Source organism: Roseivirga sp. E12, from assembly GCF_017592825.1.
Lineage (GTDB): Bacteria > Bacteroidota > Bacteroidia > Cytophagales > Cyclobacteriaceae > Roseivirga.
In genome coordinates this window covers 25681-48520 of sequence record NZ_JAGFMD010000010.1, presented here as the reverse complement: position 1 = coordinate 48520, position 22840 = coordinate 25681, and the positions used below count along the sequence as shown (strand labels likewise).

Annotated in this window: 18 protein-coding genes; 7 read left to right on the top strand and 11 right to left on the bottom strand. The window is 40.5% G+C overall.

Annotated features, from left to right (window positions below; all coding sequences use genetic code 11):
- The 10 genes from ispE to J4E76_RS18485 form a co-directional block, all read right to left on the bottom strand.
- Window positions 1–828: a 4-(cytidine 5'-diphospho)-2-C-methyl-D-erythritol kinase gene (gene ispE / locus J4E76_RS18530; RefSeq protein WP_370592820.1), complete on the bottom strand. Its 828-nt coding sequence runs from the start codon at window positions 826–828 to the stop codon at window positions 1–3.
- Between the two features lie 53 nt (window positions 829–881).
- Window positions 882–1697 carry an enoyl-ACP reductase gene (locus J4E76_RS18525; protein ID WP_208506288.1) on the bottom strand — a complete coding sequence of 272 codons (816 nt, stop codon included), beginning with the start codon at window positions 1695–1697 and terminating at the stop codon, window positions 882–884.
- Window positions 1698–1794: 97 nt separating this feature from the next.
- Window positions 1795–2925 (bottom strand): carbohydrate porin, encoded by a 1131-nt coding sequence (locus J4E76_RS18520; protein ID WP_208506287.1) that lies wholly within the window; start codon window positions 2923–2925, stop codon window positions 1795–1797.
- A gap of 101 nt (window positions 2926–3026) precedes the next feature.
- Entirely contained in the window at window positions 3027–3551 is a 525-nt protein-coding gene (locus J4E76_RS18515) for a hypothetical protein (RefSeq protein ID WP_208506286.1), read from the bottom strand.
- Window positions 3552–3619: 68 nt separating this feature from the next.
- Window positions 3620–5272, bottom strand: coding sequence for a DNA repair protein RecN (gene recN / locus J4E76_RS18510; RefSeq protein WP_208506285.1), 1653 nt, complete (start codon window positions 5270–5272; stop codon window positions 3620–3622).
- Between the two features lie 37 nt (window positions 5273–5309).
- On the bottom strand, window positions 5310–6224 hold the full coding sequence (locus tag J4E76_RS18505; protein ID WP_208506284.1) for a DUF4835 family protein: 915 nt from the start codon (window positions 6222–6224) through the stop codon (window positions 5310–5312).
- Window positions 6199–7398, bottom strand: coding sequence for a bifunctional phosphopantothenoylcysteine decarboxylase/phosphopantothenate--cysteine ligase CoaBC (gene coaBC / locus J4E76_RS18500; protein ID WP_208506283.1), 1200 nt, complete (start codon window positions 7396–7398; stop codon window positions 6199–6201). Before coaBC ends, J4E76_RS18505 begins: the two co-directional genes overlap by 26 nt.
- Window positions 7399–7404: 6 nt before the next feature.
- Entirely contained in the window at window positions 7405–7734 is a 330-nt protein-coding gene (locus J4E76_RS18495) for a DNA-directed RNA polymerase subunit omega (RefSeq protein ID WP_208506282.1), read from the bottom strand.
- Between the two features lie 2 nt (window positions 7735–7736).
- Window positions 7737–8567 (bottom strand): outer membrane protein assembly factor BamD, encoded by an 831-nt coding sequence (locus J4E76_RS18490; RefSeq protein ID WP_208506281.1) that lies wholly within the window; start codon window positions 8565–8567, stop codon window positions 7737–7739.
- Window positions 8568–8675: 108 nt separating this feature from the next.
- Window positions 8676–10145, bottom strand: a complete 1470-nt coding sequence (locus J4E76_RS18485; RefSeq protein WP_208506280.1) for an OstA-like protein — start codon at window positions 10143–10145, stop codon at window positions 8676–8678.
- Window positions 10146–10224: 79 nt separating this feature from the next.
- Between J4E76_RS18485 and tilS the strand changes: the two genes are divergently transcribed.
- Both tilS and J4E76_RS18475 read left to right on the top strand, forming a co-directional pair.
- The gene (tilS, locus tag J4E76_RS18480) at window positions 10225–11553 is read left to right on the top strand and encodes a tRNA lysidine(34) synthetase TilS (RefSeq protein ID WP_208506279.1); all 1329 of its coding nucleotides are present in this window, start codon (window positions 10225–10227) and stop codon (window positions 11551–11553) included.
- A gap of 103 nt (window positions 11554–11656) precedes the next feature.
- Entirely contained in the window at window positions 11657–12577 is a 921-nt protein-coding gene (locus tag J4E76_RS18475; RefSeq protein WP_208506278.1) for a malate dehydrogenase, read from the top strand.
- Window positions 12578–12650: 73 nt separating this feature from the next.
- On the opposite strand, the gene J4E76_RS18470 is transcribed toward J4E76_RS18475, so the two are convergent.
- Window positions 12651–13193: a toxin-antitoxin system YwqK family antitoxin gene (locus J4E76_RS18470; RefSeq protein ID WP_208506277.1), complete on the bottom strand. Its 543-nt coding sequence runs from the start codon at window positions 13191–13193 to the stop codon at window positions 12651–12653.
- A gap of 316 nt (window positions 13194–13509) precedes the next feature.
- Between J4E76_RS18470 and J4E76_RS18465 the strand changes: the two genes are divergently transcribed.
- The 5 genes from J4E76_RS18465 (at window position 13510) to J4E76_RS18445 (ending at window position 22840) form a co-directional block, all read left to right on the top strand.
- Entirely contained in the window at window positions 13510–16113 is a 2604-nt protein-coding gene (locus J4E76_RS18465; protein ID WP_208506276.1) for a hypothetical protein, read from the top strand.
- Window positions 16094–17725, top strand: a complete 1632-nt coding sequence (locus J4E76_RS18460; RefSeq protein WP_208506275.1) for a mechanosensitive ion channel family protein — start codon at window positions 16094–16096, stop codon at window positions 17723–17725. Before J4E76_RS18465 ends, J4E76_RS18460 begins: the two co-directional genes overlap by 20 nt.
- Window positions 17726–17731: 6 nt before the next feature.
- The gene (locus J4E76_RS18455) at window positions 17732–18871 is read left to right on the top strand and encodes a cystathionine gamma-synthase (protein ID WP_208506274.1); all 1140 of its coding nucleotides are present in this window, start codon (window positions 17732–17734) and stop codon (window positions 18869–18871) included.
- A gap of 248 nt (window positions 18872–19119) precedes the next feature.
- On the top strand, window positions 19120–19485 hold the full coding sequence (locus J4E76_RS18450; protein ID WP_208506273.1) for a hypothetical protein: 366 nt from the start codon (window positions 19120–19122) through the stop codon (window positions 19483–19485).
- A gap of 178 nt (window positions 19486–19663) precedes the next feature.
- Complete coding sequence (locus tag J4E76_RS18445; RefSeq protein WP_208506272.1) at window positions 19664–22840, top strand: glycosyl hydrolase; 3177 nt, start codon at window positions 19664–19666, stop codon at window positions 22838–22840.

The following is a 22840-nucleotide window of genomic DNA, read 5'->3' as shown; positions in this document are numbered from 1 at the left end:
CTATAAAGGCATTGCTTTAATAAAGTTCGCAGTCTCTTCAAAGTCAGTTGCGTCAGCAGGTCTACTAAATATACCAAAAAGCGTTGAACCTGACCCACTCATAGCAGCATATAAAGCTCCTGAATCGTATAATTTGGCTTTTATTCCGCCTAGTTCTGGGTATTGCTGAAAGACCGATTTCTCAAAGTCGTTGGCTAAGGTTTTCTTCCAAAAGTCAAAATCTTTAGACTCGATTGTGCTTTTTAGATCGTAGGAAGGTGGTGCTGGGCTGGTGCCGGCATAGGCATCCTTGGTAGAGATGTGTATTCCCGGGTTTAAGACCAACAGGTGATATCCACTTAAATCTAGGTCTATTGGTTGAACATCCGTACCAGTTCCAGTAGCAATTGCAGGTTGATTTCTAATGAAGAATGGACAATCACTGCCAAGTTGAGCGGCATATTCTTCTAGAATAGAGTCATCCAAGAAAAGCTGGAATTCTTCATTGAGCATGTTAAGCATGAAGGAGGCATCAGCTGAACCACCGCCCAGCCCTGCACCCATAGGAATGCTCTTCAGAAGATGAATCGTCAGTTCCGGTAGGTGGTAGTCCTTTTTCAGCAGTTTGTATGCCTTAAGAATTAGGTTGTCCTTTGGGTTACCGGGAATGGTGGTGCCACTTGATTCGAAAGAAGTCTTTTTCGAGGGAATGGCTTCGAGTACATCGCGAAGTGGGATGGGATAAATGCCGGTATTAATGGTGTGGTAGCCATTGGATAGCCTGCCTGTGATTTGCAAGCCTAGATTTATCTTGGCATTTGGGAAGGTAATCATTATGAAAAACGCCATTCTAAGAACGATGCAGTGATTGTTCTCTGCCCTCAGAATGGCGTCTGATTAAATTAGTCTTTCTTCAATTGATCTATCAGTGCATCAGTAATTCCAGAAGAAGAGAAACCACCATCGTGCATTAAGTTTTGCATGGTAACCATACGAGTAAAGTCCGAGAAGAACATCACAGTATAGTTTGCACAGTCTTCAGCGCTCGCATTACCGAGTGGAGACATCTTGTCCGCATAGTCAAAGAAGACATCAAAACCACCAACACCAGTTCCGGCAGTGGTCATAGTCGGAGACTGAGAAATGGTATTCACACGAACATTTTTAAGTCTCGCGAATCTTTCTCCATAGCTTCTGGCAATAGACTCAAGCATTGACTTGGCATGCGCCATGTCTGAGTAGTCAGGGAACGTTCTCTGTGCCGCGATATAAGATAGGGCCATGATAGAACCCCATTCGTTCATAGCATCCAGTTTCTCTGCAGTCTGCATCACTTTATGGAATGATATAGCAGAAACATCCAAGGTTTTTTGAAGCCAGTCATAGTTCAAATCGCCATAATCTCGTCCTTTACGAACGTTTGGACTCATGCCAATTGAGTGAAGTACAAAATCTATTTTACCACCAAGAATTTCCATTGATTTGGTGAAAAGGTTCTCAAGGTCTTCTACTGAAGTAGCGTCTGCTGGGATTATTTCAGCACCGCACTCTTCAGCCAACTGATTGATAGCTCCCATGCGCATGGCAATTGGTGCGTTAGTCAGTGTGAAAGCAGCACCTTCGGCTTTGGCAACTTGAGCTACTTTCCATGCTATGGAACGTTCGTCTAATGCACCAAAAATGATTCCTCTTTTTCCTTTGAGTAGGTTATGTGACATAGTTTGTTCGTCTTAATTTCGGTCGTAAAAATAGGGATTAGATTTGAAATAATAATGTTGACTATCTGCCCAATTCATTGGCATGTCATAATTTGCTTCAGAACTCAATATATGCCCTAAGGGCAACGATGATAGGGTTTTTCTGGTTGTTAGTGATTTGGTTCATCCCGATCCATTGGAAGTACGGTTGTAAACTGAGCCAGTCTGATATTTCTTGTTTATAGTTGAACTCTATTATTGACTCGCTTTTTAAATTGTATTCATTTCTTACACTTGCGAACTGATCATTAAGTACCGCATGACCAAGTGCTAAACCAATTTCATTTGGTTTGCCTCTTAAATGGTTGGTGAGTCGTAGGCCAATACCATAGTAATAATTCAAATCACTGACCGATTTTGTACTGGTATTGAATTGCAGGAATAGGTTGGTGGTTTTTTCTTCCTTTTTGGCTAGTAATAGGTCTGAAACTAGATAGTAAGCGGAAAGGCCACGTGAGATGTTTTGTGTTTCTTTATCTACAAACTGACCTGAATGGCAGAAGTAACCTACTTTCTGAATAAGTCTGCCATTGAACATTTTAAATTCTGGTTCTATAATATATAGCAATCCTTCATCCCTTGGGATGTTCCAGTTAACCGTCAAAAAGTTATCTCTTGGAATGGCAAATTGCCCATCGAATATGCCAAGTTTCAATTTCAATTTTTCACTAAGATTAATACCAGTAGTTAATGCAACGCTCGTTACGGGGTAAGTTGGTGCTGGCATATTGATGGTGGCTACAGGATCAATTCCAAAGGAGCTATGAGTAAATAAGAGTGCATTTTCTGAAACTAGGAAGTCCGTATTCAAATCTTGCTGACCAAACTTGATCCAGAAGTCATCGGCTTGGTATTGGTAATACATTTCATAGAGCCCATAAAGGGAACCTGCCTCTAGATTGGAAAAGGTTTGAAGATCGCCAACAATATTGGCGGAAGGTTCTCCGCCATGGGTCATCATCAAACCAAGGTTTAGACTGTGCTTTTCACCGATTGCAAGAGTCGAAGTATTTAAAAACCAGCCTATGAAGTGAACATCCTTGCCACCGTTCTTTGAGGTATGGGACAGGATTTCCGTGAGGTAAGCTGTTTCGTTGGTGTATTCTAGAGTTTGGGAAGTCAGCTCATTCGAAGAATAAAGCGTGAATAAAGCGAGATACAATAAGACTAAAAAAGAGTTTTTCCTCATTCCAAGAATTGTGGTCTTGAACGGGTGAATATAATAGAGTCTTTGAGGAGAATGATTTTAAATAGGAAGGCTTACTTCGCTCATGACTAGGTCAATGAACTTCAATTTTTTGTGAGGAATTCTTTGAGTTGTTTTGATAGTTGAACCAGCCTTTTCCCGTTGAAGTTTTCAGCAATACTTTCTCGGCCTGTGTGCTTGTAAAAGACCAATTCATCATTATGAAAGTAGTATCTGCCTTCCCAACTTGATATACCCTTAAAGTTTCTCCAATTACTTTTTTTATTCGACTCCTCAAAGTATTCAAATACTTCAAATACGAAAATGAGCTTATTCTCTTCAAAGAACCATTCAGTGGCCATAAGGCCGTTTTTACTAAAGCCTTTTGTTATAACTCTATTGTATATGCCTTGGCTACTGTAAGCAATAATCTCCGTACCCAAGGTTTTTGTTGATTGAAAGCTTTCGCTTGTCATAAAGAATTGGGTGTTGCCCTTGGTTTCATAAATAGCGGATACCTTCTCTTTTATTACTTTTGACAAGTCCTCATTGCCGAATTTCAACTCTTGTGCAGAGATGAAGGATGCCATTGGGAGAGTGAATATCAAAATTAGGATGAGTCTCTTCATACTGAAAGCTTTACGGAAGTAAGGATGACTATGCTAATAACAGTCAAGGCATAAACTCAAAAACGAGGTTAGCCCTTCATTAGTTCTTTTGCGGAGTCATAGGCATTGGCAGAGGCCTGTTTTCCGCCAATCATTTCTGCAATTTCATTTAGGCGTTCGTCCTCAGAGAGCTTTCGGATCTTACTGGTAGTCACATTTGAGCTTTCATCTTTATAGACAAAGTAGTGTGATTGACCTTTGGCCGCAATTTGTGGTAGGTGTGTGATGGTAATTACTTGATGATTCTTGGCCATTTCAAGCATCATCTGGGACATCTTGATGGCAATCTCACCCGATATCCCAGTGTCAATCTCATCGAATACAATGGTCGGTAGGGCAGTCTTATCAGCAAGTATGTACTTTATGGAGAACATGAGCCTTGAGAACTCTCCTCCGGATGCGGCCTGCTTCAGGGCTTGCGGTGCAATTCCCTTATTGGCAGAAAAAAGAATGTCAATTTGGTCAATTCCATTAGCACTTAAATCGATTACCGAATGGTCCATCGATATAGTCGCGTTCGGCATTCCTAGTTCTGATAATAGACTTTCTACCTTTTGGCCAAAGTCGCTGAAAACAGCTTGTCTCTTTTTCGATAGGCTTTCGGCAAGTTTCAAGGCTTTTTGATAAGCCGCTTGTTCTGCTTTATGGGCCTCCTCAATCGCTTCATCAAGGTTTTCAACCTTCAATACCTTATCACCAAGTTCATTATAGATGACTAACAACGCTTCAATTGAATCAACTTGATGCTTCTGCTGCAGTTTATAGATTAGGTTCAATCGCTCCTGAACTTCATCTGCTCGATTCGGATCGTAAACAACATTTTCCTCATCAATTTCTAACTCACCGACAATGTCCTTTAACTCTATTCGAGCACTTTCTATTCTATCCAGCAATTCAGCATATTTAGGGCTAAACTGACTAATCTGACTAATCATTGACCTAACTTCTTGCAGCATACTTGTCAGGTTGATTTCAGAACGATCAGAGATCTCTAGCGCACTATTCAGTTTCGTTTTAATCTCTTCCGAATTCTCAAGCTTACTTAACTCTATCTCCAAGAGGTCCTGCTCTTCTGCATCAAGTTGTGCTTTATCTAGCTCTTCGAACAAGAACTGGTTGTAATCCGACTCTTTCTTAATTTGATCTCCCTCAGTGATGAGACTTTGATAAATGCCATGTTTCTCTTGATAGGATTTATAGGCCATTTGAAACTCATTGAGAACATCTGCCGAAGAAGCAACCGCATCGATTATCTCTAATTGATAGTCTTTATTTGCTAGCCGAAGTGTTTCATGTTGTGAGTGAACATCCATGAGCCTAAGTCCCAATTGCTTTAAGAAATCAAGATTGGTAACTCCATCATTTACAAAAGCTCTGGATTTTCCTGAAGTACTGATCTCCCTTCTCACAATACACTCCTCGTCAAAGTCTATATCAAAAGTCTCAAAGAGTGGCTTTAGTGAATAAGCAGATATATCAAAGATTCCCTCAATAACACATTTGCGATCCTGTTCGAGTAAGACTTTAGTGTCAGCCCTGTTGCCAAGAAGGAGGCCTAGAGCACCCAGCATGATTGATTTACCGGCACCGGTTTCACCCGTCACAATGTTCAATGCCTCATCTGGTTCGATTTGCAAGTGTTTTATAAGGGCATAGTTTTCTATCGAAAGGCTCTTGAGCATCGAACAAAAATATCAATTCAAGCAGCCAACTACAATACTAATTCTGTACGATTTTCTGATACTTAGATCTTCGGGTAGGGTCGAGTTTTAAAAGCTCGTTGTAGACATTCCTTCTTACATCCATTTGGCCCTTTGAAAAGAGATTGATAATCTCATCGTTTTTGGCATCTAAGAAGGCAATAATGAGAATGGAGTTGGGGAGAATTCGATTCACATTTTGGATTTCTTTCAATGACTCTAGTATGATAGTCCTACCGTCATCGGGCGTACGCTGAAATTTATCTAGAGCCTGTATGTGATATTTATAGATGGCTCTTCTGATCGGCTCGTACTGACTGTTGATTCTTAGATTCTCAATTAACCAATAGCGGTTTCTTCTATTTTGGAATTGTCCCCAGCCTGTTGAACCCGAGTTTTGCGCATTGTTCACAATGAGAAGGGCCTTGTCATAAAACTGGGTTCCTCCAAGTGGACTGAAAGAATCATAGTCTAAGCCGATCGCTATGTAGGCATAGTAGGCTAGGAGAGAAGTGAGGTTACTGCTAAAGTTGTTTTCATTGAATTGCAAGGGCTGAGAGGTCGTAAACTGGAAATCCCAATCTCTATCAGCAAAGTTGAGCAAAACGGTTTCATAAGAGGTCCCATAGACCGGCCTAATCAGTTGAATCTGTGCGTTTGCTGTGAAGCGGCCTATGCTGGGCTGATCTTGGATAGTCAACACCAAATTTCCTTTTATCTTTTCAGTGTTACGGAAGCGATCATCTCCCCATTTTGTGTCATTTAAAAACCTTTGAAACGCGGTTCTCATTTCATCGAAAATCCCCCTTTCCGTAGTTTGAACCACATCGGCATTGATGCTAACCGTAAAATCAAGTTCTTGAGCGCCTGATTTGATCTGCACAAAAAGCAGTAATAGAATAAGGAGACTACCTGATCTGAGTGATAATGGCATTGACAATGTCTTTTGCTACTTGCGTTTTAGTCTTTAACTCAAAGTGCTCAATATTATTGGCTTTGTCAATGATTGAAATTTTGTTTGTGTTATGACCAAAACCTGCGCCACTATCCTGAAGTGAGTTTAACACAATCATGTCGAAGTTTTTGGCCTTGATTTTCTCCTTGGCGTTTTCAACTTCATTGTTCGTTTCTAGGGCAAAACCAATATTCAATTGTTTGTCCGTTTTCTTTTTGCCCAGTGTTTTGGCAATATCGGTTGTCTTCGAGAGGTCTATGGACATGCTTTCTCCCTGTTTCTTAATTTTTTGATCTGCCACTGAATTGGGAGAATAGTCAGCTACGGCAGCTGCAAAAATCGTAATATCAGTCGAGCCATATTGCTTATCGCAGGCTTCATACATTTCCTTACCTGAGCGAACATCGATTCTCTCAATGTTTGGATGGTTTATGTCCAAATGCGTTGGTCCAGAAACAAGGTTCACAGTGGCACCTGCCTGTGCGGCTGCAATGGCAATTGCGTACCCCATCTTTCCTGTGGAGTAGTTACCTATAAACCTTACGGGGTCTATTGCCTCGTAAGTAGGCCCTGCTGTAATGAGAACTTTTTTGCCAGATAAGGGTAAATTACTTGAAAAATGCTCGTTCAAAGCTTGGACTAAATCCTCAGGCTCGGCCATACGTCCTGTTCCAATCAAGCCACTTGCCAGCTCTCCGTACTGTGCCTCAATAATTTGATTACCAAAGGACTGCAATTTGGCTATGTTGTCTAAGACTGATTGGTGCTGATACATGTCAAGATCCATAGCAGGTGCAAAGAAGACAGGGCACCTTGCTGATAGATAGGTTGCTAACAAGAGGTTATCGCATAACCCGTTAGCCATCTTTCCGATTGTATTGGCACTCGCAGGCGCTATCAACATGGCATCAGCCCACAGACCTAGATCCACATGGTTGTTCCATTCACCTTGATCTCCGTCAGTGAATTTTGAGAGTACTGGATTTTTTGAAAGGGTAGATAGCGTTAGTGGAGTGATAAACTCCTTGGCAGCATCGGTTAAAATGACTTTCACTTCCGCTTCCTCTTTGACAAGTAGCCGAACTAAAAAAGCAGCCTTATAGGCTGCTATGCTGCCGGTAACCCCGACTAATATTTTCTTTCCCTTCAACATGAAAGACTAGCTATTAGCTTCGCCCTCAGCTTCTTCTGCTTCTTTGAACCTGTGATAGATTTCACCATTGATGAATTCTTCAACGGCCATTGCAGTAGGCTTTGGCATTCTTTCGTAGAATTTAGAGATCTCTATTTGCTCTCTGTTTTCGAAGATTTCTTCTAAGTTATCAACTGTAGATGCGAATTCTGCTAGCTTACCATTCAGTTCCTCCTTCATGGTACTTGCGATTTGTTTCGCTCTTTTAGAGATGATAGCTACCGACTGGTAAATGTTTCCAGTTGGTTCAGCGATTTTATCAGAATCTCTTGTGATGATAGATGGACTTGCTGCCATAATTAATTTGTTTTCAGTTTGTTTAATTCGTTCGTGGACCTATCAAAGTAATTCTTTGCCTGATCAGAGTATTCACTGACGGGAAATCTTTCCACAAAGTCTTTGTATAAATCTAATGTTTTGTCAAAACGTTCCTCCTTAAGTGAGAAGATGCTATTGTTAGCGAGTTTAAAACTTGTTTCTACACTCAAAAACATCAACTCTTCATTGAATTTAGAATCTGGGTAATCCGTTTTGAAGGATTGAAATGATGTTAATGCCGCCTCTAGATAGTTTCTAAAAGAGAGTCCGGTGCTTAGCTTATAATAAAGCTTAGCAGTCTGGTAGGCTTTTGTTTCGAATCTCACTTGGAGTTCGTCAATAATGTCATTTGCTTCTTGGTAATACTGTGAAGCAGGGTATCTGTTTAAAAAGTTCTGCATGGCTACAACAGCGCCTTCAGAACTACTTTGTTCTAGGTCAGGCCCTGGTGAGTCTAAATAGAGTGAATAAGCTTCCATATATTGAGCTTCTTCAGCCAGTGGACTTCTTGCATAGGTGCCATAGAAAACACCAAACTGGTATGCGGCTAATTGATATAGACCACTGTAGTATTCACAATAGGCCCAGTAGTATCTGATTTTTTCAGAATATTCTGATCCTCTGTAGAACGGTTGAATTCTCTCGAAAAGCACCTTTGCCTTGCCGTATTGGCCTTTTTCATAGAAGGCTACGGCTCCATTAAATAACTCGCCATAGTCGTTGGATCTCTCAAGTTTTGCCAATTGGGTAGTACAACTTGAGAGCACCAAGATCAATGAGCATAAAGTCAATAAAATGGGGGCTTTTTTCATAAGCGTGCAAAGTTACCAGTATATCGTCAGAATTCCAATCCGTTTGGGCCGACAATCAATGATCAAAGAAAATTAGTTTTTAACTGAATAATAAGTGTTTAACCCTTTTTAACGGTCATATCTCAGGTGTCTGGCAATCTCCTTGAGCTTTGGCTTTTCGGCAAAACGCCAATTAAAGCCTCTTAGTCTTTTATCAGTTATTTTGATTTCAAAATCAGGAATTACTTGGCCATCTACTTCGCGGTATGTTCTTATCTCTGTGACCACATTGCTTTCAAAGAAAAGGGTCATTGAGGAGCATCTTAGCTTATTCATTGAAGTGGCTCCCAAATTGTCTACAACGTAATAAATGCTTTCTCCATTTCCATTGACGTCTGTTTTGCTAACAAAGCCCTCATTAAAAAACACTTCCATAGTCTTGCCGGAGACTTGATTGAAGTTTTTGGCACTGTCTTGTGAAATGACAAAGGATTTGACAGCCAAGTTCATCTTGTCCACCTTATCGTTGACTATTTCGATATTGATTGAATCGGCAGTTATTTGACTATCGTTGGACCAGATTACTGGGTCCTGGTACATGTAAATGGTTGAGTCAGAAAAATTATAGCTTATTGAGTCTGCGATGCCCTGCATGTTTGATTTGAACATCTGGACACCCTTGTAGGCTGTTATGTACTTGTTTTCAGGATTGCTTTGATCTGAAAAAAGAGTATCAGCTTTGATAAAAAGCGAGTCTCCTTGCATCATGGTTTTCATATAAGCGTTTTCGTAGGCTACGGCAATATTTTTTACCTTGTCGTATGTGGCTTTGTCACCGTAAATTGTCATTGAATCCTCTTTCGAAACCATGGTTATATTGGTGAATGCCTTATAGAGCTGAAGACTATCGTTTGTTATAAGTGTGTCCGCCTCAATATCAAATTCAGCATTAAAGATTCTACCTTGATAGATTTCGGAATAACGTGTTTGTCTGTTATATAACAATCCTTTGCTTGATTGTAGTGTGTCCCCATCTGTGGTTATACCAAGCGTAGGTCCATAGGTTCTCGTTCTCGTATCGAGGGTATTGTAGATTAGTGTATCGGTTTCTAGATAAAAATCTTCGTTGACCATTCTCACAGAATCATAGAAGCGCGATTGTTTGTTGAGAGAGTTGTAAAAACCTGTTTTACTTGTCAGTTCGCTGGTATTGTCGATGAGCTTTCCGCCATTAAAATAATTTCCAATGCGTGTATTTCGATCATAATCTAGGTTGTCGGTATAAAGAGTGGCACTGTCATCTTTCATAATGACGTTGCTTCTTAAAAAGGCTACTCGCGTGTTTCCATTATACTCTAGGTAGTCACTTTTTACATTAATTACATCAACAGTATCAATAACCCGGACGTGGCCAAAGGCCAAGGCTGAGTTGGTGGCCCTGACAAGGTATGCTGAATCACAAAAGATCTCCGTGTTCCCCTGCACCAAATGCACGCTGTCAATGAGCTTCTGTACATTCTGCCCATCAATAATTTCAGACCTCAGTTTACCTGCATAAACCAACCTGACGGTGGATTGTCCCAGTAGACTAAGGTGCAAGACCAAAAACAAAAAATAAAAGAAGATTCTCCTCATTTCAACAAGCCGCAAAATTAGCGATTTATGCTATTTTTGACCCATGCACAATCGCTTTTTGCAGTTTATCAAAAAACATGCCTTAAATCGGCAGAAAGGAAAATTCCTTCTGGCAATAAGCGGAGGTGTAGACTCAATGGTGCTATGGCACCTGGTGGCCAATTCTGGACTTGGGTATGGAGTAGCTCATTGTAACTTTCAACTTAGAGGGAATGCATCGGATCAAGATGAAGCTTTTATTAGAGAAAAGGCGAATCAATTAGACGTGACCTTTCATCCAAAGAAGTTTGATACAAGCTCTTATGCAACCATTAACAAGATTTCAACTCAGATGGCGGCTCGAGACTTGCGCTATGGCTGGTTTGATGAACTCTGTGAAACTGAAGGCTATGACAGAATTCTGCTAGCTCACCATGCCAATGACAATGTTGAAACCTTTATTCTGAATATGGCTAGGGGTACTTCAATCAATGGATTGACGGGTATGGAGGTCAATGGCTTAAAACTTATTAGACCATTGCTTGATTTTAGCAAAGAAGAAATCATCGCCTTTGCGAATGATCAAAATATTCAGTGGCGAGAAGATAGTAGTAATGCTGAGATCTACTACAAGCGGAATTTCATTCGTAAAGAAGTCGTTCCAAAATTAGAAACCTTGAATCCTGATTTTTTGACTACCATGAAAAGGAACATGGCAAAAAACATGGAGGTGTCGCGACTCGCTAGATTGGGCATAGAAAAGCTAAAGACTGAACTTCTGATGGTCGAGGAGTTTGGTTTCTCTATTCATAAACAGAAGCTACTTAAACAGAAAGTTGGAGCTTATGTGTTAAGTGAAATGTTAAAAGAATTTGGCTTTAACTATTTTCAATCGGAAGAAATAATAGCGGTATTGGACGGGACTTCTGGAAAGCTTTTTAAGAGCTTTACACATGAGCTGTTGCTAGATAGGGAGTTAATACGTATCCGACCGCGTTCCAAAAACTCAACAGGGGAATATAAGATTGGGTTGGGTGATGTCTTATCTACTCATGCCTTTGAATATAAGGCTTGGATTTACGAAGATGAAAACGTTGAAGTAGACAAGAACCCGATCAATGTTATGCTAGACTTTGATCAACTGAAATTCCCAATGGATCTTAGAAGATGGAGAGAAGGAGATAAGTTTCAGCCCTTAGGTATGCAGGGCCAAAAATTGGTGAGCGACCTGCTCATAGATTTAAAACTTTCCATTTTTGAAAAAGAATCTGTTTTTGTGCTTTGCTCAAATAATGAAATCGTATGGGTTGTAGGATACAGGGTTTCAGATAAGTTTAAAGTTAGAAGCGGAACCAATTCAGTCCTGCATTATCAACTTGCTGACAGTCTTTAACTTTTACTATAAAAATCTCAACAATCTATTTCTGATCCATTTCTTTTAGGCCACTAGGTTGCTAACTTTGCGAAAAGTTTAAAACCTAATTAAAATATTCAATATGAAAGTTACTGTAGTCGGTGCCGGAGCAGTCGGTGCGAGTTGCGCAGAATATATTGCGATCAAAGATTTTGCTGCTGAAGTAGTTCTGATAGATATCAAAGAAGGTTTTGCCGAAGGTAAAGCAATGGACTTGATGCAAACAGCATCATTAAATAGCTTTGATACTAAAATTACTGGAACGACTGGTGATTACAGTAAAACAGCAGGTAGTGATGTGGCAGTGATAACATCTGGTATTCCACGTAAACCAGGCATGACACGTGAAGAATTGATCAGTACAAATGCTGGTATTGTCAAGTCGGTTGCTGAAAGTTTGATTAAGGAGTCTCCGAGTGTGATCATTATAGTTGTCTCCAATCCTATGGATACTATGACTTATTTGACGCATAAGGCAACAGGTCTTCCTAAGCACAGAGTAATTGGAATGGGTGGAGCGCTTGATTCTGCTCGTTTTAAGTACAGACTTGCTGAGGCTGTGAATGCACCAATCTCAGATATTGATGGAATGGTGATTGGAGGCCACAGTGATACAGGAATGATTCCTCTTACCAGGCTTGCAACGCGTAACAGTGTTCCGGTTTCAGAATTTGTAAGCGAAGACAGGTTGGAAGAAGTTAAACAGGCGACAAAAGTAGGTGGTGCTACGTTAACAAAACTTCTAGGTACGTCTGCCTGGTATGCCCCAGGTGCTGCAGTATCTGCAATGGTTCAGGCTATTGGCAATGATTCCAAAAAGATGTTCCCTTGTTCATGTATGCTCAATGGAGAATATGGGCTAGATGATATTTGCATTGGAGTTCCGGCTGTGATCGGAGCAAAAGGTATTGAGTCTATTGTAGAGATCGAATTGAGCGATGCTGAAAAGCAGGATTTATCGACTAGTGCAGAGGCTGTGAGAAAAACAAACAGCCTTCTATAGTTCAATAGGCTGAAAAGAAAAACCCGACACTTCAATAGAGGTGTCGGGTTTTTTTTATTCTTCTTTTAAAGAATCAATTTTCGAAAACCACTTTACCTTTTTTGTCCAGTAGTTTGTATTTGCTCTGGCTTAAGATTGAGATGTTTTCACTTGTATCCAGTGGTTTATTATCAGCACCTATAAAATGGATCACACAGTCATCTTTCGATTTCAATTTGTGTTTGCTTCCAGATGCGATCTCTAGTTTGGTCACTTTTTCACCGGATCCATAGGCATTTAAGCCGACTTGGAATTGAAGCTTAACATCACCATTTGGATAGTATTCTTTCAACGAACCAAAAAGCTTACTAAAGGTATAGTTTCGCTCACTTTTAACACTTCCATCAGAGAAGAACTCTGTCGCAAGGCCGTGAAGACGACCCTCTAAGACTCGATACCGAAACTTCAGGGTTTCGTTCTCATAGTAATCAATGATCTCACCTGTTATAAGGCGGTCATCAAACTTGTAAAGTCCATTTGCAAATTCTACCTCTGAAATTAAAACTTTATCAGAACTAGTATTTGCAGAAGAAAAAAGAACTAGTAGCACTACTAGTTGGGTCAGTAATATTCTCATTATCAGTCATTTTTGATTAATCAAACCATCAATTAGCATCTGCCAGCCAAAAGATACTTGCAATCAAAAGTCAAGTGTCAAGTCGATAACGTAAAATTCAGTGAAAAGTGTCAGATAAACAATACAAAAAAAGAATGATTGCATCCTATTCTTTGTAACTGACCAAATGTCAACAGTTTGTCTATACCATTATCTATTCTCTTTGACACCACTGGGGAAGGAATGGTTTGAACGGTCAATTAAAAAAGGCAGGTATGTAGGTTTGAATACACAAGTCTGTAATTTTGAACGTTAGAGGTTTAGAATTTCGAATCGATTGAAGTCAAAGGGTCTATTAATTGTATTGATACTGCTTTCTGTTCTTGGGTATTTCTTGTACCCACTGTTGAGCAGTTCGAAAAATGACGTTAGGGTACTCATTCCTGAGACTGCGGCAATTTCCATAAAGGTTAACAACCCAAAGGTCGCGTTGGCACAATTTAGAGAGCTGAATTGGTACGAGGCATTCAAGTCAGTGCCCTTGCTAAGAACATTAGAATCAGCCTTAGTCAAAATAGATTCTCTGGAAAGAGCACAGACACTAAGTTCGAAGATTTCAGAATTGCCGCTATGGATTAGTCTGCATACGACCTCAAGCGATGACCTATCACCACTTTTCATTCTTCAAAGCAATGGATTTGAATGGAATGGAGCCAGCCTTAAGTCTATCATGGAGCAGTTGGTCAAGGGTAATATTGTTTCAAGTACTCAGAACTTCAATGACAAGGAGATTCTGACCTTCCAATCAGATCAATTCAATCTCTCAACTTTAATTGAGGGGTCGTACTTGGCTTTTTCGACAAGCACTGTTTTAGTGGAAGACGTTGTAAGAGCGATGGAAGAACCCCAAAATCGTTTAATACAATTGAACCAAGACTTCGGTGGTTCAGGTGACTTGAGTATTGTATTAAATAGCTCTCGATTACAAGAGTTAAATGCGGTTTTTTTCGAATCTATGGAGTCATTGGCATTTCGTAATCCATCAGATCAAAACCTATTTGTAAATATTGATTTAGAGAATAGACAGTTGACATTTAATGGAAGCGGCAAAGCCAATGGAAGCTCGGTACCACCATCAGCTGCTTCGATTTTTGCAGAGAACCTAGTCCCTATTGCTGCGAATAAATTCTCTTGGAGGCCAATAGAAATTGCTTCAAATCTGTGGAAAGATCTTCTCAATGGAGATTTGTGCAATATTGAGATTGGAAAAAGTGAGGGTGCGAATAGCCGTGTTTTGCTGTTCTCTTCTACAGACACAACACAACTGAGGAACACTCTGGATGCTTTGGCATTAGAAAACTTGCAACCATCGGACTCAGCTGTATATAAGGAGAGATATGTTAGTTCCGATATCGGTTTCATCAATAACAATCAAACTTTGGAAGGCCTGATGAGAGATGCTGCATCAGAAGTCCAATCACCTTACTATGCGATTCTGCAAGGCTTCCTGATTATATCAGATGATCTTGACGCTTTGAAAATGGTACTTAATGATTTTGATAATGAGAGAACTTGGGGAAGGTCAGTAGATAGAAGACGAATCATCGATGACATGATTCAAGAAACAGACTTGACAATAGTGCAAGATTTTGAGTTTGCTACAGATCCTCTGAAAAATAGGTTGAAACCAAAGTGGAAGACATTTTTTGACTCAAACCCTGAGATATTATCGGCCCTAAGTCTGTTGAAGCTTCAGGTTAACCGAACCAAAGCGAATATTTTGATTTCTGGTGATGTTACCTTCAATGACGTTTTTGATACGCCAAGTGATTATGCGAGTGACTTGAAAGATCTTATAGTAAAGGCTAATGTGTTTGCCGATGCCGAATTGACCACCAAACCCTATGTGGTAAGAAACCATAATGACGCCAGTTTAGAAGTCATATTCCAAGATGCAGACAATCAACTCTACCTGACCGATAAACAAGGTGAAATATTATGGAAGAAGGGAATTAACGGGACCTTAAAAGGTGATATACATCAGATTGACTTTTATAACAATAAGAAGCTTCAGTATCTAATGTTCACAGATTCATTAATTCATTTGATTGACAGAAATGGAAAGGAAGTCGATGGATTTCCGATAGGATATGGTTCAAGTCTGCCTTTTGAAGGGACTAGTGTTGTCGATTATGATAACAATAAACGCTATAGATATTTGACAAGAGACAGACGTGGTAACTTGTATCTATATGGTAAAGAGGGGGAACCCCTAGATGGATGGCAGCCCAAGGCGATTGGTAATGACTTACTTCAAACACCCTTTCATGTGAGGGTCAGAGGTAGAGATTGCTTTGTTGTAGTTGAAACATCAGGCCAGATTCATCTACTGAACAGAAGAGGAGATGAATATGCAGGGTTTCCACTGAATATTGGTAAACGCCTTTCAGGAGAAACCGCTTTTGTGAAAGGTTCGAACTTTGGTCAGAGTCTTATTTCTTTGAGCACTGTTGATGGAGAGTTAGTCCAAGTGGATTTAAATGGCAGAGTAGTGACTCGAAAACAACTGCTAAGGGCCTCGGGAAGCGAGTTCAATGCAGTGAGTGATGCATTGGAGACAACTTTTAGTATTGTTCGAAATGATGGAAGAAAACTGGTAATATTTGATAATAAGGGAGAGGAGCGCTTTTCCATTGACTTCCCTAATTCTAAGTCAATCAAAGTAGACCAGTACAATTTTAGAAATGGTAAAGAGATTTTTGCTATTAGAGACGTGGCTAGACAAACGCTCAGATTGATAGATCGAGAGGGTAGACTTTTGACCTCAGAAATACCTGCCAGTAGCCAAGCCAGTATACTTTTTTATCAGAATAGACTTGAATACGAAGTGTTTGTTAACTTCGCAGATCAGCTGAATATTTATGCGGTCAAGCCACTTTAAATCTTTTCGTGTCTATCTAGTTTTATTTTTGACCTTCAGTGCATTTGCATTGAGTGGCCAAGAAGCTGAACTTCCATCGCGTTTTAACACGCCCTATGATGCCATTTACAACCACCTTCAGTACCTACAGGATGGATCGCATAACGAAGCACAAGCGGCAAAATCACTCTTTTCTGCAGGTAGGAGTCAAGGTGAGATTGAGCAGTTAGCTGTAGAGTTAAAACAGATTTTTGATGGTTCAGGGAATTATATCAGACTAGAAGATTTACCTCGTACAGCCAACTATTTCGATTCTTTGACACAAAAGCATAGATACTTACTTACTTCTGACTTTCCTGATATCTATGTTCAGAAATATGGTGATCAATGGTTGTACTCTGAGCGCACCGTTGTTGAAATAGACGAAATTCATAAGCAGGTTTACCCATTTGGAACTGATAAACTTTTGAACCTGCTTCCTAAGTTGGGTAACAAAACGTACCTCGGGCTTCACCTGTGGCAGTATTTAGGCATACTCATACTCATCTCTTTAGGTTTTATATTACACTTTGTCCTGATTTTCCTGATCAAGGCATTTCTGGTGCGTATAATGCATCGTTATGGAAAGATTGACCTAGCAAGGGATGTGCTTATACCAGCAGCTAAGCCATTCAGTTTGATGATTGTAGCTGAATTCTCTAAAATATTAGTACCTACGCTGCAATTGCCACCTTTTATTGCCGCAAATCTCATTTTGGTGGCCAGAGCATTAGTGCCATTTTTCGCTACAATTTTCTTCTATAAGCTTGTCGATATTCTCGGACTCTACTTTGAGAGAATGGCCGACAAATCCGCGAATACCTTAGATGATCAATTGGTTCCATTGATCCGAAAGATCCTAAGGGTCTTTGTAGTAATTGTGGGAATTATAGCCATTCTCAGTAGCATTAAATTCGATATATGGCCTCTGTTGACAGGTCTTTCTATAGGTGGTTTGGCTTTCGCCTTAGCCGCTCAAGATACTTTGAAAAACTTCTTTGGATCGCTAATGATCTTTATTGATCGTCCATTTCAGATAGGAGATTGGGTGACTTCCGGAGAGATTGATGGTACTGTAGAAGAAGTCGGTTTTCGTTCTACGCGCATTAGAACTTTCAGAGATTCTGTGATGTATGTTCCTAATAGTATCATCTCTAACAGTACGGTTGATAACCACGGTTTAAGGAAGTACAGAAGGTTTTATACCAAACTCTCAGTAACATATGACTCTCCAGCAAGACTTATTGAAGTATTTGTCAAGGGTATCGAGAAAATCGTTCAAAATCACCCAGAAACTAGAAAAGACTACTACAATATATTTCTCAATGATTATGCAGCAAGTTCGTTGGATGTGATGCTATATATATTCTTCGAAGTACCAGATTGGACGGCTGAGTTGAGGTGTCGTCAGGAGATAATGCTGGAAGTCAACAAGTTGGCCGAGCATTTAGGTGTACGTTTTGCATTCCCAACGCAAACGCTGATGATTGAGCAAACTCCTGGTCAGCTTTCTCTAACACCTAATTACAAACAGACCGAGGATGAAATGAATAAGGAGTTAGAGGCTTATTTCAAAGGCCGAACCAAAAAGTAAAAGCTAATGCATTTTGATACTAAAGCGGTGCATGCCGGTGTAGAACCAGATCCATCTACGGGGGCTATTATGACACCTATTTTTCAAACCTCTACCTATGTTCAGAAGTCTCCCGGGGATCACCAAGGCTTTGAGTATGCAAGGTCACAAAACCCAACGAGGTCTGCCTTGCAGAAGAGCATAGCCATGTTGGAGAACGCAAACTATGGATTGGTTTTCGGTTCAGGTGTTGCGGCTATTGATGCTGTAGTCAAACTATTAAAGCCTGGTGATGAAGTAATTAGTGGTAATGATCTCTATGGAGGTACTTATAGAATCTTCACAAAGATTTTTGAAGGCTTTGGTATCAAGTTTCACTTTGTCGATATGAACGATGCTGCGGGAGTAGAGCAGTACGTGAATGAAAATACTAAACTCATTTGGTTGGAGACACCGACCAATCCTATGATGAGTATTATCGACATTAAAGCAATCTCGGCCATTAGTAAAAAGCACAGTTTGCTACTTGGGGTAGATAATACCTTTGCTTCACCAGTGCTTCAGAGTCCAATGGAATTAGGAGCTGACATAGTTATGCATTCGGTGACCAAATACTTAGGTGGGCACTCAGATGTGGTGATGGGAGCTATAGCAGTGAATGATGAATCATTATATAAACGACTAGCGTTTATTCAGAATTCTTGTGGAGCCGTTCCTGGGCCACAGGATTGTTTCCTAGTACTTAGAGGTATTAAGACTTTGCACCTTAGAATGGAAAGGCACTGTGAGAATGGAGAGAAAGTAGCAAGGTTCTTGGCTCAGCATCCTGAAGTAGACAAGGTCTATTGGCCTGGATTTGAATCTCATCCAAATCATGAGATTGCAAAGGAGCAAATGAAAGGTTTTGGAGGGATGATTTCATTTACCTTCCATGAAGATGATATGCAAAGGTCATTTAAGGTGATGGAAAAATTTAAACTATTTGCTTTGGCAGAATCCCTAGGCGGAGTAGAATCTATGGCCAATCACCCTGCGACCATGACACATGGTGCCATCCCTAAAGAGGAAAGAATGAAAGTTGGTCTGCTAGATTCACTTATTCGATTGAGTGTTGGTATAGAAAATGCCGATGATTTAATTGCTGACCTTGAACAGGCGATTGGCTGACCCAAAGAATATTTCGGTTTAAAGGCCCGCTACAAGCGGGCTTTTTTGTGCTTGATATTTCAGTCCCTATATTCTACGGTTCATCCGCGGATTTTACCGATTGGGAAAATAATCTACTTTTTTTTCGATTAAAATTAAACTTTTCATGAACTTTGCCGTCATAATAAGTGTACCAAAGAGAATAAAATTTGGTAACACGAAATTAACAACCTAGACGCAAAAGGAACACATTCGAAACAACAACGGTCATGAAAAGAAAGTTAAACACAAAGAGAACAATGTCAGCGATAGTCGCATTGGCATTGGCTGCAGCAGTAACGCTGACAGCGGGTATAGAATCTTACGAGATTTCAAATAATGAAGAAAATGTGATGTTCGATTTGGAAGCATCTTTAGAAAGAGCTTACAATGATGTCACTATGGATGATTTCGATGCCGAATTGGCAACCGAATCATATGAGACTATCAAAGTTTACGATAGTGAAGATAACTTGGTACGGTCAATCGTTTTGACTGATAATGAAGTAATTGAAGATGTAGAAGCAAAAAAGCTTCTTAACAGAGCAGAGTTTTTGACATCTTATAACAATACAAGTCTTTACAGAATCAATTAAGGAGAGTAGAGAACAAAGTTTAAATACAGAACAGTAGTAAGAGTCGACTCATTTTTGGGTCGACTCTTCTTTTTTCCATTCGTGTAAAACCAAGTCAAGGCCTTCTCTAAGTGGGCCTTTGTTTATAACTTTTAGAGCATTAACCTTGAGTACATTTACCTTAATCAAACTATTAACTATGATAGCAAAAAGATTCTCAACAAAAGGCGTGTTGGTTGTAGCCTGTTTGCTTCTTTTTTCTTTTGTATACGATGCGGAAGCACAACGAAGGAATAGAAGAAATAAAGCTTCTGACAATGCAAATACGCCTGATCCCAAAGCGGAAGTTTATAAAGGCATAGAATGGCGATCTATCGGACCATACAGAGGTGGTAGAGCATCATCTGTCACTGGTGTTCCCGGTAAGCCGAAAGTATTTTATATGGGAGCTACCGGTGGTGGCGTCTGGAAAACCGATAATGGCGGAACCACGTGGAAAAACATCTCGGATGGGTATTTCGGAGGGTCAATCGGTGCTGTTGCAGTTAGCCATTCTGATAACAACGTAATCTACGTTGGTCAGGGTGAAGAGACCGTAAGAGGTAATGTATCTTCTGGTTTTGAAGGCATTTGGAAGTCTACCGATGGTGGAGAAACTTGGGTCAACATGGGGCTCAAGGATGCCATGCATGTAGGTCGAATTGTGGTGCATCCAGAGAACTCGAATGTAGCATGGGTCGCTGTAATGGGAGACCTTTTCAAGACGAGTGAGACGCGTGGTGTTTATAAAACTACCGATGGTGGTCAAAACTGGAGTCGTGTATTGTTTGCCAATGCAGACGCGGGAGCAGTCGACCTATCCATTGACCCAAATAATCCTGACTTTATGATGGCCAGTACTTGGCGCGTTAGAAGAACACCTTACAGCCTTACTTCCGGTGGAGATGGTTCTGGCGTTTGGAGATCTAAAGATGGTGGAGAGACATGGGAGAATTTGATGGAAAAATCAGGTATGCCAAATGGTCCTATAGGGATTAGTGGTGTTTCTATCTCACCAGTAAACCCAAACACAATTTATTCCATTATCGAAGCCAATAAAGGTGGTGTTTACAAGTCTACCGATGGTGGAGAGACTTGGAGAAATACGAATTCAGAAAGAGGACTAAGACAACGTGCATGGTACTATTCTAGAATTTATGCCGATACTAAGGATGTCAATAAAGTCTATGTAATGAATGTGGGATATCATACGTCAACTGATGGTGGTAGAACCTTCAATAGAAGAAATGCACCTCATGGTGATCACCATGACTTGTGGATTGCCCCTGAAGATAATATGAGATTAGTTATTGCCGATGATGGTGGCGCTCAGGTGTCCTATGATGGTGGTGATAGCTGGTCTACTGACGATAATCAACCAACAGCTCAATTCTATAGAGTAACAACAGATAACGCATTTCCATATAGAATCTATGGTGCGCAGCAAGACAACTCTACTGTGAGAATAGCACACCGTTCTTTTGGTTTTGCAATCACTGAGAACGATTGGGAATCAACAGCTGGGGGTGAGAGTGCTCACATAGCACCAAACCCTGATAACCCAGACATTGTTTATGGCGGTAGCTATGGTGGTTTCTTGACTAGAGTTGATCATGATAAGGGTATCAACCGAAACATTAATGCTTGGCCTGACAACCCAATGGGACATGGGGCCGAAGATTATAAGTACAGGTTCCAGTGGAACTTCCCGATATTCTTCTCGCCACACAGTTCTAAGAAGCTTTACACGGCTTCTAACCATCTGCATGTTACATATAACGAAGGACAGTCATGGGAATTAATCAGTCCTGATCTAACAAGAGCTGAACCAGACAAGCTTGGTAAATCGGGTGGGCCGATCACATATGATGATACTTCTGTTGAGTACTATGCAACCATTTTTGCAGCTACAGAATCACCATACGAGAAAGACTTGATTTGGGCTGGTTCTGATGATGGACTAATTCATGTTACCAGAGATGGCGGTAAGAATTGGGAGAATGTAACACCTCCTGATTTCCCTAAGTATTTAATGATCAACAGTATAGATGCCGATCCATTTGTTAAAGGAGGAGCATACATAGCAGGTACGCAATACAAGCTTGGTGATTACGAGCCGTACTTATACAAGACAAAAGATTACGGTAAAACGTGGACTAAGATCACCAATGGTATTCCTAACGACTATTTTACTAGAGTAGTAAGAGCTGACCTGAAGAAAGAAGGCTTGCTATACGCTGGAACAGAAAGAGGCATGTTTGTATCCTTCGATGACGGAGCTTCTTGGAAACCATTCCAAATGAACTTGCCGATCGTGCCGATCACTGATTTGGCTATCAAAAATGATAACCTTATCGCTGCAACGCAGGGAAGAGCATTCTGGATGATCGATGACTTGACCATTTTGCATCAATTATCAGACGAGGTGACGGCAAAGAATTTCCACATGTTTAAGCCAATGGATGCCTACAGACTTGGAGGTGGCGGAGGTCGCTTCGGTCGTGGCGGTGGAGGGAATATCTCTCTTCTTTACGGCAAGAATAAGCCTGCTGGGCCAATGATCTACTACTACATGAAAGATGAAGTAGAAAAAGGAACGAAAGTCGCTATTGAAATCTATGACAAGAAAGGCGACCTAGTGAAGTCTTTCAAGCAGAAAGCTAAAAAGGGAATGAACTCTTTCAATTGGAACATGAGGTACGAAAATGCCGAAGGTTTTGAGGGCTTAATTATGTGGGCCGCTTCTATTCGCGGACCTGGGCCAGCTGCTCCAACTGGAGAGTACACAGCAAAACTTGTTGTCGGTGATGAGTCGCAAGAAACTAAGTTTAACTTGATAAGAGACCCTCGCTATCCTTCAACGGATGCAGATATTCAAGCTCAATTTGACTTCTTGATGAAAGTTCGTGATAAAGTGACAGAGACTCATCAAGCCATCAAGGATATTCGTGCTGCCAGAGAGCAGATGGATGGACTGATAGGTAGGATCAAGGGTGACGATAAATACGAAGATGTTGTGAAGTCAGGTAAGGAGTTAATGAAGAAGATGACTGCCGTAGAAGAGGCACTCTACCAGACCAAGAACAGGTCAGGTCAAGATCCATTGAACTTCCCAATTCGCTTGAATAATAAACTGGCAGCACTACTTGGTGTAGCTGGTGGTGGAGAATGGAGACCAACTGCTCAAGCAGAAACTGTGAGAGTAGAATTGACCAGACAGATTGATACCCAGTTGGCGACTTTGAAAGGTTTAATGGAAAATGATCTTCCAGCCTTCAATCAACTGGTTAAAGACAAGTCTGTTGATGCTATTATCCTTAAAGAGAGAAAGAAGTAA